11 protein-coding genes are annotated in these 15,080 nt (G+C 34.3%); 5 read left to right on the plus strand and 6 right to left on the minus strand.

The window, feature by feature from the left end; genetic code table 11:
• Positions 1-10 precede the first annotated feature (10 nt).
• Genes MHH96_RS22450 through MHH96_RS22465 form a run of 4 tightly spaced genes read right to left on the minus strand, consistent with a single transcriptional unit; the run spans position 11 to position 5,081 of the window.
• On the minus strand, positions 11-1,675 hold the full coding sequence (locus MHH96_RS22450; RefSeq protein ID WP_095258082.1) for a GspE/PulE family protein: 1,665 nt from the start codon (positions 1,673-1,675) through the stop codon (positions 11-13).
• Positions 1,676-1,702: 27 nt separating this feature from the next.
• Entirely contained in the window at positions 1,703-3,061 is a 1,359-nt protein-coding gene (locus MHH96_RS22455) for a VanW family protein (protein WP_172865360.1), read from the minus strand.
• 19 nt (positions 3,062-3,080) lie between these two features.
• Entirely contained in the window at positions 3,081-3,815 is a 735-nt protein-coding gene (locus MHH96_RS22460) for a PRC-barrel domain-containing protein (RefSeq protein ID WP_095258080.1), read from the minus strand.
• Between the two features lie 12 nt (positions 3,816-3,827).
• On the minus strand, positions 3,828-5,081 hold the full coding sequence (locus MHH96_RS22465; protein ID WP_341118035.1) for a hypothetical protein: 1,254 nt from the start codon (positions 5,079-5,081) through the stop codon (positions 3,828-3,830).
• A 156-nt stretch (positions 5,082-5,237) separates the two neighbouring features.
• Here MHH96_RS22465 and MHH96_RS22470 point away from each other — a divergent pair, with 156 nt between their 5' ends.
• From MHH96_RS22470 to MHH96_RS22490, 5 genes are all read left to right on the plus strand, one after another.
• Positions 5,238-5,732: a type IV pilus modification PilV family protein gene (locus MHH96_RS22470; protein WP_061801238.1), complete on the plus strand. Its 495-nt coding sequence runs from the start codon at positions 5,238-5,240 to the stop codon at positions 5,730-5,732.
• Positions 5,716-6,297: a type II secretion system protein gene (locus MHH96_RS22475; protein WP_047943582.1), complete on the plus strand. Its 582-nt coding sequence runs from the start codon at positions 5,716-5,718 to the stop codon at positions 6,295-6,297. Before MHH96_RS22470 ends, MHH96_RS22475 begins: the two co-directional genes overlap by 17 nt.
• Before the next feature lie 14 nt (positions 6,298-6,311).
• Entirely contained in the window at positions 6,312-8,360 is a 2,049-nt protein-coding gene (locus tag MHH96_RS22480) for a hypothetical protein (RefSeq protein ID WP_341118037.1), read from the plus strand.
• A gap of 153 nt (positions 8,361-8,513) precedes the next feature.
• Entirely contained in the window at positions 8,514-9,191 is a 678-nt protein-coding gene (locus tag MHH96_RS22485) for a helix-turn-helix domain-containing protein (RefSeq protein ID WP_047945095.1), read from the plus strand.
• Positions 9,192-9,196: 5 nt separating this feature from the next.
• Positions 9,197-9,982 carry an IS3 family transposase gene (locus MHH96_RS22490; RefSeq protein WP_341118148.1) on the plus strand — a complete coding sequence of 262 codons (786 nt, stop codon included), beginning with the start codon at positions 9,197-9,199 and terminating at the stop codon, positions 9,980-9,982.
• A 126-nt stretch (positions 9,983-10,108) separates the two neighbouring features.
• Here MHH96_RS22490 and MHH96_RS22495 read toward each other — a convergent pair whose 3' ends face one another.
• Together MHH96_RS22495 and MHH96_RS22500 are read right to left on the minus strand one after the other, a co-directional pair.
• Entirely contained in the window at positions 10,109-12,961 is a 2,853-nt protein-coding gene (locus MHH96_RS22495; protein WP_341118038.1) for a vWA domain-containing protein, read from the minus strand.
• A gap of 267 nt (positions 12,962-13,228) precedes the next feature.
• Complete coding sequence (locus MHH96_RS22500; protein WP_341118039.1) at positions 13,229-14,944, minus strand: sensor domain-containing diguanylate cyclase; 1,716 nt, start codon at positions 14,942-14,944, stop codon at positions 13,229-13,231.
• Positions 14,945-15,080: the final 136 nt, after the last annotated feature.

Genomic DNA, 15,080 nt, shown 5'->3' on the forward strand with positions numbered 1-15,080 from the left:
AATGTCCCTCCTAATCAGGGATAGCTACTCTTAATACTTCTTCTGTAGTCGTAATTCCTTGCTTCACCTTTAATAATCCATCATCAATTAGGAAGATAGTTTTTGCTTTCATTGCAAGATCTCGTAATCTAGAAAAAGATTCACCATTCATAATGACTTTTCTCATTTCATCATTGATAACTAGCACTTCATGAATAGCTACCCTTCCTTTATAACCCGTCATATTACAGGAAGCACACCCTTTTCCTCTAACAACTTTATCGATTGTTAGCCCCCGTTTTGCGAAGATTTCTTTTTCTCTTACTGTTGCAGCATGAACTTGTCCACAGTCTCTACAAACTTTACGAACAAGACGCTGCGCTACAATTCCTGTTACAGATGAAGCTACTAAAAATGGTTCTACGCCCATGTCTAACAATCTTGTAACAGAGCCTAGTGAATCATTTGTATGCAAGGTGCTAAAAACAAGGTGACCAGTTAAAGAAGCACGCACGGCTATCTCTGCTGTTTCTTTATCTCGTATCTCACCAACCATAATTACATTAGGATCCTGACGCAATATTGCTCGTAATCCTTTTGCAAATGTCATCCCTACATTCGTATTTACCTGAATTTGGTTAATTCCTTCTAATTGATACTCTACCGGATCCTCTACTGTAATAATATTGACTTCTTCACTGTTTAAACGGTTTAGTGCTGCATAGAGTGTGGAGGATTTACCAGATCCTGTAGGACCTGTAATAAGTATGATCCCGGTTGGTTTCTCAATAAGATTTGTAAATCTAGCCAAATTTACTTTATTAAAACCAAGTTTATCTAAATCATTTAGTGTACTTCCAAGATCCAAAATCCGCATAACTATCTTTTCTCCATAAATAGTCGGAAGTGTAGAAACACGGAGATCAATGGGATGAAAGTCCAAATTAAACTTCATTCTTCCATCCTGCGGGATGCGGTGCTCTGTAATATCCAAGTTTGCCATAATTTTCAACCGTGCTATCAATACACTCTGCATATGTTTTGGCAAAACTCTTTCTATACGCAATACGCCATCAATCCGATAACGGATTACCACTTTTGTTTCTTGAGGGTCCACATGAATATCGCTTGCCTTTAGGGCAGCAGCATTCGATAATATCTGATTTACTAAGCGGACAATCGGCGTATCTTGTTGTTCATCCATACTATCGCTCACATCTTCGCCAACTGCTCCATTATCAGACAGCAACTCTTCAAACCCTTCGTCCATATCATAATATTTATTGATCGCACGCAAAATATCATCTTTTGTCGCAATAGCTGTCTCAATTTGAAAACCAGTAGATAAGCGCAAATCATCTATTGTATAAAAATCCATTGGATCAGCCATTGCCACATATAACTTTTCTCCTTCTTTTTTTAGCGGAATAATTAATTGTCTTTTCGCTGTTTCCTTTGAAACGATCGTAAATAACTTTGGGTCAAAAGGGTAGCGATACAAACTAACATGTGGAATACCTAATTGAAATTCTAATACCTCGATCAATTGTTGTTCTGTAATATAACCCTTTTGAAGCAGACTATCTCCAAGCCTTTGATCTGGATGCTTGTCTTTAAGTGCTTGCTGCAATTGATCTTCTGTCAACAAGCCAGCCTCCACCAACAAATCTCCTAACCGCTTTCTTATTTGTTTCATTGCTTTAGCTCCCGATTTCTATACTTATTATTTTTCTATTACTGCTTGTGGAGTCTCTTCCTTGTCCTCATCTTCTTTTACATGCTGATTATCCGATTCTGTCTGTGGAGGATTATCTGTCGTTGGATTATCGGTATCCGTCTCTTCCTCCTTGATGTTTTCTTCAGAATCAGAAGGATCATTTAAATCGAGTGAATCTTCGACATTATCTGTATCAATCACTGTTTCCTGTTCTTTTATTAATCCAGAAGCAACTACTTTATTGATTGGAGGATAAAAGTCTTCGCTCATTAAATCTTTTTTCACTTCTACTCCATCGTCATTTTTGGCTAAACGATAGACTTTAATTAAAAGCCCATCTGTTCCTTCTGAAACGGTCCTATATTCATTAAACCCTAATAAAGAATCAAATCGGATAACCGTTTTAGGCTTAAATGCTTGCTGATCGGAGAGAACGACATCATATTTAAATAAAAACGGAACTCCCACTATCGACGCATATAATTTATTGCCAGACATTTTGAATTGAAGCTGATAAGCAGCAGCATTAGGATTATAAAACCGGTAATCCATTTTTTTAGATTGATTGATTTTCGCTTCATAGCCTAATTGGGCATAGTTGGGCAATTGATTACTTATAAACCGCTCTGTAATAGTAAAGTTAGTTGTTAAAACTAGTTGATGAAGAGCTGTCGCAACCATACTTAATGTAGTATCCGAATAAGAATCTGTCTGTTTTCCCATTATATCTAGCAACGAGACCGTTTCTTCTTGACCCACTTTAATACTCGGAAATTGCTTTACCCATTTAGCGACATTTTTCTTATTTTCCTTAACTTCTAATGTAGTATCTGTTAAGATTACTTCTTCTTCCTTTTGGCTGACTAGATATTCTTGAAGCGCAAGTTCGTGATTTCCTTTGTCTAACTGTGAAGCTATCGCTATTAAAGAATCATTCCATTTATTCACAGAAAAAACATCTTCTTCTATGAGATAGGGAGATATCGAATAAAGTAATCCGATTAAATCATCTTGATTTAACGATACAATCAATGAATTGTCTGTGCCCTGATGTATCTTTTCTAAACTTTCTTGGAATTGGAATGTAAATAAATCAGTAGCAAAATCTACTGTTTTTTCTTTATATTTTAATTTTATGGAGGTTGATTGAAGCCATTCTTTTTGAGAATCCTTCAATACTTTTAAAGCTTCTTCTAGTGACATTCCAGAAATATCTACTCCACCTACAGTTGTTCCCTCCGCATAACCTTCCTTGGTCGAAAAAATCCTTTCATATGCATTTACACCAAAATGCGAAAAACTAAAAATAAATGCAGTTGTAACTACCATAGCTACAAATAGCTTTACACTTTGAACGTTTTTCATGAAGTAATGACTCCTTTTGTTATGCATTAACACTCATGGATAGATCAATTACTACACTTGGCCCCGCATTTTGCGCTTTCTCAATATCCTCTAGTGTTAATATAGAACCCTCCGCAGCAATCAATTCACCATCTGCTGCATAAATATCTTTTGTTACTTGTTTATTGAGCAATAATTCTCTTTGTTTTTCTTTTAACCCATTAAGACTAGCTTCATCTTCTCGCTCCACTACTTCCAACCCTTGGAATAAGTGGTCATTTGAAGATACAGCTTCTTCTTGAACAGAATAAGGTGCAGCTACTTCTTCTTTCACAATAATAATATCTTTACCATAGGTGATAACAGTATCGGATGAAATGACTGATTCTCGATCCTCCAGAACAAGTCCAATGATTTCACCTGTCTCTTCGTCAATTTGATACTCTGTCACTTTACCTACAAGATCTCCTTTTCTAGTAATAACATTTGTATCAATAATCGCGATTTTTTTGCTTGCCAGCTCACTAGCAATAGGAATCTGTGTTAAATCAATGATAGAGTTTGCACTTTCGATTGTTACAGCATATTCCCCTACACCGATCACCTTTTTAAAAGGGATTGCTTGAATACTCTCTTGCCATTCTTCTTGCTCTAGTGTTAAAAAATCCACAAAACCTTTTTCTGGATTAATGATTAAAGACTGTACATTTCCTTCTTGTTGTCCGTTAGAGATGCTGATAATCGGTAAACCTTTTAACTGTGTGCTAATTTTCATAATCTATCTCCCCTATACTTTCAGATACTTTTCTTCCATAAATTTAATTTGTTCTAATACAATCGGTTGTTCCATAAATTTTTCTCTAAGCGAATATAATAAATTTTCTAATTTACCCTCTTCCTTATTTTGAACATATACATCAATTAACAAAGCAGAATAAGCAAAATATTCATTTAAAGGAATAGGCTTCTTCAAACACTGAGTTAATACAGTCTCGAATTCTTCCATATCCATGGCATTCTGCAACAGTTCTAATTGTGCTAAAGTATTGTTGATAATCTTATGAGCTAAGCCACTTACCACATTTTCGTGTTTATCACCATCTAATCCAATTTGATTTTCTTGGCTTTGTTCCAGTGAAAGTTCTGCTTGTTCATCCATCATTTCAACAGCAGAATCCTCCTGCACTTCCTCTATATGTTCACTTATAGCAGTCATTTTTTCTGATAGGATTGTTTTCTCCTCTTCCGTTATGGCATTATCCGCTAGATCATTCCAGAGCTGTTCCTGTTCCATCTTTTCCACTGACACTGCAACTTCAGCATCCTCACCAATAGAAAAAAAGATTTCCTCTATTTGATCTTCTTCGTCAATTCCCTCGCTTGTTTTAATAGCAGTGGAAGAATCGTTTTCTTCCAGCATTTTTTCAATTTCAGCTAGATAGTTCGTCTCTACTGGTTCTTTATCTATTTCTTTATCTATTTCTTTATCTATTTCTTTATCTATTTCTTTATCTATTTCTCTATCGATAACTTCTTCCTCTATGGAAAGTAAAAATTCTTCTTCCTGTTTAACAACTTCTAAATGTTTCATCACATCAAGATTCATGCCTATGCTTTCGACTGTTTCCTCTTGAATGATAGCTGCTTCATTTGTTAAAATGTCTTCTTGATTTACCTCTGGAACAAAGGGAATAATATCCTCTTCTAGTTCTACGTCATTCTGAGTAGTTTTTAAATCCTTTGTTTCTCGTGGTTCTTGTCTTTTCTCTATAACAGAATCTTCTACGTCTTCTGGCATGACAAAAAGTATTGTTGACCAATTTTTCAACAAAAGATAGCTTGCACTAATAAGGAATAATAGCATAATTAAAATACTTTGCCAGAAAGAAAATAGCTCCCTTGAAAGTAATCCGATCGCAGAAATACAAAACGCTAATCCAATAATAGTAAATTTCCCTCGATTCGAAAGTCCTAATGGCAAGAAATACAAAACAGGCACAACAAAAATTAAGGACATAAGCGCCAAAATGTATACAGTCATTCATACACCTCCTCTTTTCGAACCATTTATCTAATCATACGACATTTTTTGTAAATTATCTAAAACTTTTGTATTATTTTTTTGATACTTTTCATCATATAATAGCTATTTAGTATTGTATAATAAGAATAGCATTTTTGAAAGCAGGGAAAAAATATGAAAATTCCAAAGCTGATATCTAGTTCTAAAGGATTAACATTAATAGAAGTTTTATTGTCTCTTACTATCCTTAGTATAATCATTTTAGGTATAATGAACTTTTTTACTCAAGCTTATTCTTATACGAATCTTAATCAGAAAAAAACTGCTGGTATAAATGTTGCTAGAAATGCTTTGACATACATGGAACAAACTACCCAAGAAGACTCCTTTATCAGCATAAAAAATAGAATAGATCATAATAAGGAGACAACAGGTGAATTATTCATCTGCAATAATGAGTATAAAGTAATCTGGGACAAAGATAATCAAGCATCCTGTACACCTATTAAAATTAATAATATTGATTATCATGTAATTATTAAGCCTATTTTAGATAAAAATTACAGCAATTTTTTCATTCCTTTAACAGTAACTGTCACATGGAGTGTAAACAAAAAAGAGTACAATACTTCCATGGAGGGAGCCATCAAAAGTGAGGATCTTCGATGAAAAAGGAATAACACTATATGAACTATTGGCAGCCATCACCATTCTTGCAATCGTATTGCCAGTCATCTATGGAGTCTTTCAGTCTGGTTTATCCTTATATAATAAAATTCAGATAGAAGGACAAATCCGAGATGATGCTGATTATGCCGTTTCTATGATGATGAACTCCTTTAATAGCATCCCTTTTGACTATGTAACGATAGAAGGAGATTCAAAAATCAGCTTATATGATACAGAAAAGACTGTATTTGAGAAGAATACTAAAGAGAATTCTTCTTTTTATACTTATGATAAAGAAAAAATAAAACCAGAGAATGCAAAAGTAAGTAGTATTGCATTTGTTGACCACCAGCTTAAAAACGAAGCGATTACTTCTGTTTCGATCAATAATCAAATTCTAGAGGGAAGCGGGGATTTTACCGGTTCTAAAGTAAGGCTTTCCTGTAGTAAAACAGACCCAGAAAATAAAAATCGTTGCCTTCATGGGTTAATCCATATCACTTTTATCATCGATCAAGCACGATTAAATCGACCTTTAACTTTAGAAAGTCAATTTGGCTTTTAAGGAGAATACCATTTATGTTCAATTGGAATCAAAAAGGGAACGCCCTAATTACCGTATTATTAATTTCATTAGTTTTTACAACAATAGGTCTGGCAATTGTAGCATCTAGTATAAGCAGTACAAAAAGGGTAGAAACGAGAGAAACGGACATCAATATTACGTATGAGAGCAAAAAAGTACTCGAAGAAATAACCTATGAAATGGCTAATGCCTTACAATCTTTACCTTTAGATTATCGGCAGATCGATAACCAATATATCGTAAGTGATTCTTTTGATACACAGCTTGCATCCATGGTTATTATGCCAACGTTAAATAAAATTTTAACAAATCAAACGTATAATGAATCGATTAGTTGTCTAAGTGTAGTGGATTTAAGCGATGCTACTAAAGTAGAGATTCCTTCTAATAAAGCGTGTTCTAAAAAAACCTACGATTTGGATAGTACTTATACGATCGATCGAGAATTAGATTTCACCAGAGTGCTAGAAATTATTCTTGTAACCAATAATCCTAACGAAACAGAAGGAAGTATTACAAGAACCTTAAAGAAGCGAGTAATTGTATCTCCCCTTCCTAGCTTTTTAAAGTATGCGCTAGGAGCTTACTCTAAACAGAATGAAGAAGGACTATTTATTAATGGATCACCTAATGTAAATGGCAATATTTATGCAAATCAGCTTCAAATTAGTGATCGGGCGAAATACCAGCTAAAAAATGGTACTAGAGAAGAAAAATCATCTCTTCCCCCTTCTATTACCGGTAATATTTATAGTAGTTCTGCAAACTTAATTCCGGTGCTGAAAGATAAGAATTTCTATAAAGGAGAAGTACCTTCTTTAAATCATGATAGTCAATTTATTAATATTGATTATAATCGTACTTTTATCCAACGAATGGATACTTTGTTAAGAACAGATGATAATTTGAACAATATAACAATTAGAGATATAAGCGAAACAGCTAATTTTCCAAGTCTTCTTCAGAACAAAGTAGCTAGTATCGTAAACGGTCAATCAAACAGTGCTCCCTTGATTGAAAATGTCCCAGAGCAAGAAGCACCTTCTTCTGTATTAGGAGATTCTCTCAAACGTCTCTCCAATAGTTTTCAGATTAAGAGTGACAATAATCCATTAGATTTCAAGGAAAAAGTAAGCATCAACGGAGATACTGTTATTAACAGCAGCAATTATCCTATTACATTCGATAAGGACTTAGTTGTTAACGGTGATTTATATTTAGTAAGCAACAGCCAATTAAAGTTAGCAAATAATATTTATGTATCTGGTGATTTACATCTAATCAATTTTGATGGTGAAATGAATTTACAAGGAAATCTCTTTGTTGCAGGTGATTTAAATATCGAGTCTGCTGCTGACAATAAAAGTAATCCTCATAACGGTGTCAGCATCAACGGAGATATTCTTACAGGGAAGTCTATCCATATCCGTCCTTTAAATACAACCATTTCTTTAAATAGCAATATGATCAGTCTAGATTCATTTACTATAAACGGAGATGAAAAAGGAGAAGAGTCTGGAGAAAATGATATAGTCAAAATTAACTCTGTTGTTTACACATTAAATGAGACCTTTGTTTCCAATATTAATATTCTTGGCTTGCCATATATTGATAAAAGAACGAATGCCCAAAAAGTGGGACAGCTCATTTTATTAGCTAAGGAAAAACTTACGATTACAAGAATGAATGAGTTTAATCATTTCCATCCAATGAAAGAAACTGGTTTTCCTTATCTTCCAGATGAGGAGACAATCATCCAACCTTTAAAAGCTTTCTTTTACACAGAAAAAAAAGCTGAATTATATGGTGTTGGTTCGCTGTTCTATATTAAGGGTGGCGTTTTTGCAAAAGATTCTCTCGAAATAAATGCAATTCGCGCCAACAGAGAGTTCTCTTCCATTTCTGATATCCCAAATTCAAGGGAAGGAATGCTTTCACGATTTATCGTTGATTATGACCAAGATGTTTTATTAAGAGGAATAGATGCACTTCCTATAGTAGATCGACTACAAATTATACCAGATGATTTTGTGATTGAATAATTTGTAGTTAGTTTGAAAGTGATAACCACAAACACCTTTCCTATAAATCATAAAAAACCCGAACAATTACACGAGAGGCTATTTTTGATATGCTCCCCTATAGGTAGACAGATTAAAAAATAAAAATCTGGTTACTTATAGGGGAGTATTTTTATGCCTAGAAAATCTTATTCTGTAGAAGAGAAATATCAAATAGTGAAAGCTTTAGGGGAAGTAAATTCGTCACTCCAAGTTTCATCGATTTATAAGGTGCACTTTTCTACCGTTTTGGAATGGAAATATAAATTTGATACATTCGGTTTAGAAGGACTAAAAGAGACTTCTTCCTGGAAAAAGTATTCTAAAGAACTAAAGTTATCCGCTATTCAAGATTATGCCTCTGGAAATTACTCGATTCGTGAAATTACGAGAATGTATGAAATATCAGATCCATCTGTCCTTAGAAGGTGGATTAAGAAGTATAATAGTCATAGTGAAATAAAAGATACGTCACAAGGAAGGACGAGCTCTATGACTAAGGGAAGAAAAACGACTTGGGAAGAACGAATACAAATTGTGCTAGATTGTTTAGGGAACAAAAAAGACTATCAAGAAGCAGCTAATACTCATCAGGTTTCTTATCAACAAATCTATCAATGGGTTAAGAAGTATGAAGATGGCGGAGTAGATGCATTGAAAGATAGGCGTGGTTCTACGAAAGAGGAATCCGAGCTAACTCAAGAGGAGAAAATAACTCTTCAAATGAAGAAGTTAGAAAGAGAAAATGAGCGATTACGTGCAGAAAACTTATTTTTAAAAAAGTTAGAGGAGATCGAAAGGAGGCAAAAATAAGTCAAATCCAATCGGAGGATAAGTATATCGCTATTCAAGAGATCCATCAGGAAGAGAATATAAGCATTCGTTTACTGAGTGAAATAGCGGGAATTGCACGATCCGCCTATTATAAGTGGCTTCATCGCGTTCCTTCTTCTCAAGAGCTATTGAATGAGAAAATCATGAAAGAGATGAAAATTCTCCATGAAAAAGTGGAGGGCATCTTCGGTTATCGCCAAATGACCCTTCACATGAATAGACAGTTTAAAGAAAGATTGAATCATAAAAGAATTTATCGACTAATGAAAGTGGTTGGCTTACGCTCGATCATTCGTATCAAGAAAAAACGTTATAAACGCTCCGTTCCCCAACAAGTGGCAGAGAATATCTTAAATCGGGAATTTACCGCAACAAAACCAAATGAAAAGTGGGTGACGGATGTGACAGAATTTAAGTATGGTTCATCAAAGAAGGCATATTTAAGTGCCATTCGGGATCTTTATGATGGATCCATTGTTAGCTATGTTTTAGGACATTCGAATAATAATGAACTTGTATTCCAAACGCTTGATCAAGCAACCGTACTTTTATTGGAGGAAGAACATCCAATTATCCATAGTGATCGAGGGTATCAGTATACTTCAAAAGGTTTTAAGCTTAAAGTAGACGAGGCAGAGATAACACACAGTATGTCACGAGTTGGAAAGTGTATTGATAATGGTCCAATGGAGTCTTTTTGGGGGACACTGAAATGCGAAAAGTATTATTTACACAAATATAAGACCTTTGATATGCTCCCCTTTAGGTAGACAGATTAAAAAATAAAAATCTGGTTACTTGTAGGGGAGCATATCATTTACCTCTCCGTAATCATTCGGGTTTTACTTGTGGGATACTTGTGTCCCAATCTTTGGTTCCGCTAGGGTACAAACAATTTACCAGCGTCCATCTCTGTCTTCTCCATTGCCATTATTTCCTTCCTTTTCTTTTACTACTTTGAAAAGGGTAGAATCTTTAGGCTGGGTACCATCTTTTTGCTTTTCTGCAATAGCGGTTATTTCTGCATAACCAACATCTGCTGCTTTCAAATAATATTGTCCATCCTGCCTAATTACTTCCACTGTATCAGGAGCATTAGACAGAACTTGTTCTATATCTTTATCTGTCGCATTAGAAGGATTAAAGATTAAGAGATCATCTACTGCTATAAGCTTGTCATTTGTTCCAGCACTACGTTCGATTGTATAAACTGGCTTCGTAAATGAAATATTCTCTAGTTTTACATAGGGATCTCTAACATGCACCGGAATCCGCTGTATAAGGTTGGATCCATCTGTCGTCTTCACAATTAATTCAGTCGTTCCTGCTGTATTTCCTATTAGTGTATTTTGTCCAGGAATTAAGCTTGAGATAGATGGATTAGCCACAGCTATATCCAAAGTCTTATTCGTAGCATTATTCGGCTCGATTGTTATCGTAAAACTCTTTGTGCCATCAACGTTTATTTCTATCGGATTAGGCTCGATTGTTATGGAAGTTATCGGCCATGCTATTTTAATCGTTTTTACGATCTCTGTATTATTCGCAAACCCACCAGCTGCTTTAATCGATATTGTATTTTCTCCTGATGTTTCAATGCTGATTTTATCTTTTGGCTTGAACGTTTTCCAGCCAGTACTATCAGAACCGTTATCGATTTTATAAGCATAAGTCACATCTTGTCCTGGTATTTTCTGGGTTAATACAGTATCAATAAACTCTGTTGAAGTAGAACCACTCTTATAATGTTTTTTTGTATCCTGTCCAATTAATTCAAAGTCAGGTAAAAAGTGCAAATATGCTTTACTGTTATCCGAATACGTAATTTCAATAGTTTGATTTTTAGATTCTTGTTCAAATACCATTTCTTTTACAGACTTATTGGCAAGATTATAATCATTTGGATATTCGGTATTAGCTAATTTCTTATTTGTTTCTTGTTCCCTTTTTTCGATTATCCCTGCTGCATCTCCAGTATATTTAATCATCGTAAACTCTTTTAATTGTACTTTCATATTCATTGTTTGCGCAGATGGAGATATAGTTGTGGCATTTATAAACTGGAAACGAGAATCCTTAAAATATAAGTCTGCTCTTGGCATACTTAAATTATTTACAGCATAATTGATCTTATATTCAACTGTTCTATTGATTGTCGAAGGAATAAAACTTCCATTCGAGTAATGAATCTCATTCGGTAAAGTAATAACGGCATATCGACTACCATTTTTTGTAATTTCTTTAACGCTATCTGTGGTGACTATGGATACACTATCTGGTAGTGGTTGTTCGATAATTAAATTAGCTAGCGTGCCACTTACTGTATTATTCACAAGACCAATTGGATTCAACGTGTATTTGACATTAAAATGATTCGATTTATCTGATGAATTGCTTGTCTTGATTAAATCATTTAGTTCATTTACTACTTTTTCTAACGTCATGGTCGAAGAAAAACTAGCTGGCGCATCCTCTTTTACTTGGATTATTGTACTTGTTTTCTTTGTTTGCGTATTTCCGTCTAAATCTTTATATTGCAAAGTTATATCATCAAATACATACGTTCCCGTTTCACTAAAAGTCAACGGCAAAGATATATCAATAGAACCTGATGGATCTTGATTGACAGGGAAAAGAATGTCTTTCTTAATAATGATATCTCCCACACTATCTGTTGTTACGTTTGCATTATTACTTAATTTGACCTTGTCACCAAACTTCGAAATATTTATTTTTATCGCAGCTGAAATAGTAGGTGTATTTACTTTTTCCGAAATCGTCTCAAATATTTTTGCAATAGATTGTTCAGATGCTTGTTGGGCTGTTACGCCTGTTGTTTCGGACAATTTATTCAAATAACTCATATCTACTTCCTTGTTTGTTCCAAAACCGATGGAGTAGAGTTTATAGTTATTGGCGGCAAGATTGTTTACTTCTGTTTCGATATGAGATTTTATTGCTTTTTCCACATAACTTAAACTTGTTGAAACGATAGTTCCATTGGATCTAACAGCTCTAGCAGTGTTATTTGTATAAATAGTATACGTAACCGTATCCTTAACCTGCTTATTTGAACATGTTTGCCAGAAATAATAATTTGTGCAAACTTTATCTGTAAATGTTTCCTCCATAATAGAAGAAGTTGGTTCGCCATCTGTTAAAAATACAATATATTTATTAGCATTATTATTGCCGCTTGCCAGCATAGATCCCGCTGTTTGAAAGGACTGAGTATAATTTGTTCCCCCAGTTGCAACGAGACGATTCGCTACATTATTAATAGTCTTTAAATTATCTCTAACATTATCCGCTGAATTATATGCATAAATAGGAAAATAAACCATTTTTTCTTTTTCTACATCCGTTGAAAAGGGAATAAATGCGAATCTATCATATATATTCGGATCTTCACTAAAGTAATCAACAGCCTGTGTAATTGCATTTTTTGCACTTTTAAATTTATATGGATTATAACCAAGCTCGTCCATCGATCCTGATTTATCGAATACAAATGCTAATTCAATGGGAGAACGATTGCTGCTGGTCACTTTCCCTTTTGGAGTCAAACGAACATCTAAATTTCCTTGTGCTACTCCACCACTAGGTTTTACAATAATATTTTGGGATGGGGTAACAGAAAAGCCTACAGATGGAGTAGTGGCAGATGCATTAGTCTCTGTAGTAGGTAAGATGAATAATAATATCAATAACACGATGAAAAATTTACTAGCTAATTTCGTTCTCCTCATAAAATCGCACCCCTATTTATTACCCTTTTACTAGTTTTATTTTATAAACACAATATTACCATCATTATATCAAGTACTTTTGAACTAGTATAGCCTTTTTATAGGGGGAATAAGTTGCATTCTCTAATCGTTCACGATAAATTCTCCAAAAAAAATGAACTTCACCTAGGAAGTTCAAAGAGCTTTTAATTCATTGTCTTTTCATCCAACTATCCATCAGTTAGATAAAAAACTTTCAGGTTATTTGATCCTTTTTGCAAGAAGCCTTTATTTTACATAACCTGCGACACGATTACGTCCTGCTCGTTTAGCGCCCACATATAATGCGCGATCCGCATGACGAATCAAAGCTAACGGCTCATCCGCATCTACTGGCGCATAAGCTAATCCAAGGGAAGCAGTTATATTTACATTCTTTATTTGTTGACGATCGTCGATATTTTGTTTAATGACAAATGGCCTAGAGGCAATCCTCTTGCGGATAAACTCAGCTAAATCAAATGCTTCTTTATTCTCTATATTGCTTAATAGGATGACAAATTCTTCTCCACCATACCTAGCAACCAATCCGTGGTCACCAATAAGATTTTGAATTCTTTTGGCGAAACCTATTAAAATCTCATTTCCAGCTTGATGACCATATTGATCATTAATCGCTTTAAAATGGTCAATATCCAACATGATCAGCGCAAGATTGTCCAAATTCTTTTCATTCAATTTAGTAAACTGCTCACTTAATATTTTTTCAAAATAGCGGTAGTTATAAAGCTTCGTCAGAGCACACCTCTCACTATTTTCCTTTGTTTTTTCAAAATATTTAGCGTTCTCAAGCGCAATGGCAAATTGGCAGCATAAAAGGTCTAAAACCATTAACTTGATGTTTGCAAATGCCTTCTTTTGTCTGCTTCCCAGCAATAATACACCAATTACTTTATTATTTTTATTTAGCGGCATACAGAGTACACTTTGAACGCCCTCCGGCATATATCCCTTGTTTACGATCTGCCATTCCTGCTTAGAATGGTATACTTCTGCTTTTTTCGACGCCAGCACTTTCCCACAAATCCCCTCATTTTCTTTCATTATTTCAGGTAACAGAGGTAATCTCTCTTGCTGCTCCACACGTGATATCATTTCTAAATCTTCATTCGTATTAACTTGATGAATAAACACGAAATCAACTTTAAATAATTCATAAAGCTTTTCGATAAAAAAATCGATTGTTTCATTTACATACAAATTTTGAGATAGCTGATGGCCAATCTCTGCTGTTTTCCGTAAATAATCATTCGCCGTTTGACTAGAATGATATAGTTTTAAAATAAGTGATAACGTGATAAATGGAACACCGATTAAGATTAAGGCAGCTAGCCCGATATATTCATACATAAGATATAAAGCGATGCCTACCGGATATGTGATAATCGTTGTGAATATTTCCCACACCAAATCCTTGGTGATAAATCGTTGCTTTCGCTTATAGATAAAGCGAACAATAAAAAATATCCCCAAAGTATTGAGTAAGAGATAGGAAATGAGATATACACTAATTAAAGCAAATGATTTAAAATTTAAGGCAATATCAAATCCATGTCCGCCTCCGAAACTATAGTAAATAATCCCACTAATAAAGGAAACAAGGAAAAACATAATAGAATTCATCGGTAAGCGGAATAGCGACTTCCTATCTAATTTAGCTTGATAGAGTACAGCTAATAATGCGATTTGAACAAGAATGATTTCCATAACTAATCCAAAGATTAAGAAAACAGATAAAGTTGCCCATTGCAGAAAAAACACTGGAATGCCATTTATAATCATCGGCATACTAGCGACAATTGTCATAAATAGTAAAAAAGCAACTAACTCCCAACCCTTATCATAAATTTGCGGAGGATACAATGTATAAGAAAACCACAAACCAAAAGGAAGGAGGAGTGTCCAAACTGTCCATATTAATTTTTTGTAGACTGGGTTAATCATACACATCTCCCCCTTCCTTTTATATCCATTCATCTATCAATTAAGTTTGTATTTCATCATTTTTATTTACTATATGAAAAGTGAAAACCCCATCATATTCTTAAAATTCCCACATTTTCAGCCTAATAAATATATA

The organism is Niallia sp. FSL K6-0212 (assembly GCF_038007605.1).
Taxonomy (GTDB): domain Bacteria; phylum Bacillota; class Bacilli; order Bacillales; family Cytobacillaceae; genus Niallia; species Niallia circulans.

Bases quoted from the DNA above. Each gene is read 5' to 3' on its own strand.
- MHH96_RS22450 (WP_095258082.1), bottom strand. From the start codon at position 1,675: ATGAAACAAATAAGAAAGCGGTTAGGAGATTTGTTGGTGGAGGCTGGC.
- MHH96_RS22455 (WP_172865360.1), bottom strand. From the start codon at position 3,061: ATGAAAAACGTTCAAAGTGTAAAGCTATTTGTAGCTATGGTAGTTACA.
- MHH96_RS22460 (WP_095258080.1), bottom strand. From the start codon at position 3,815: ATGAAAATTAGCACACAGTTAAAAGGTTTACCGATTATCAGCATCTCT.
- MHH96_RS22465 (WP_341118035.1), bottom strand. From the start codon at position 5,081: ATGACTGTATACATTTTGGCGCTTATGTCCTTAATTTTTGTTGTGCCT.
- MHH96_RS22470 (WP_061801238.1), top strand. From the start codon at position 5,238: ATGAAAATTCCAAAGCTGATATCTAGTTCTAAAGGATTAACATTAATA.
- MHH96_RS22480 (WP_341118037.1), top strand. From the start codon at position 6,312: ATGTTCAATTGGAATCAAAAAGGGAACGCCCTAATTACCGTATTATTA.
- MHH96_RS22485 (WP_047945095.1), top strand. From the start codon at position 8,514: ATGCCTAGAAAATCTTATTCTGTAGAAGAGAAATATCAAATAGTGAAA.
- MHH96_RS22495 (WP_341118038.1), bottom strand. From the start codon at position 12,961: ATGAGGAGAACGAAATTAGCTAGTAAATTTTTCATCGTGTTATTGATA.
- MHH96_RS22500 (WP_341118039.1), bottom strand. From the start codon at position 14,944: ATGATTAACCCAGTCTACAAAAAATTAATATGGACAGTTTGGACACTC.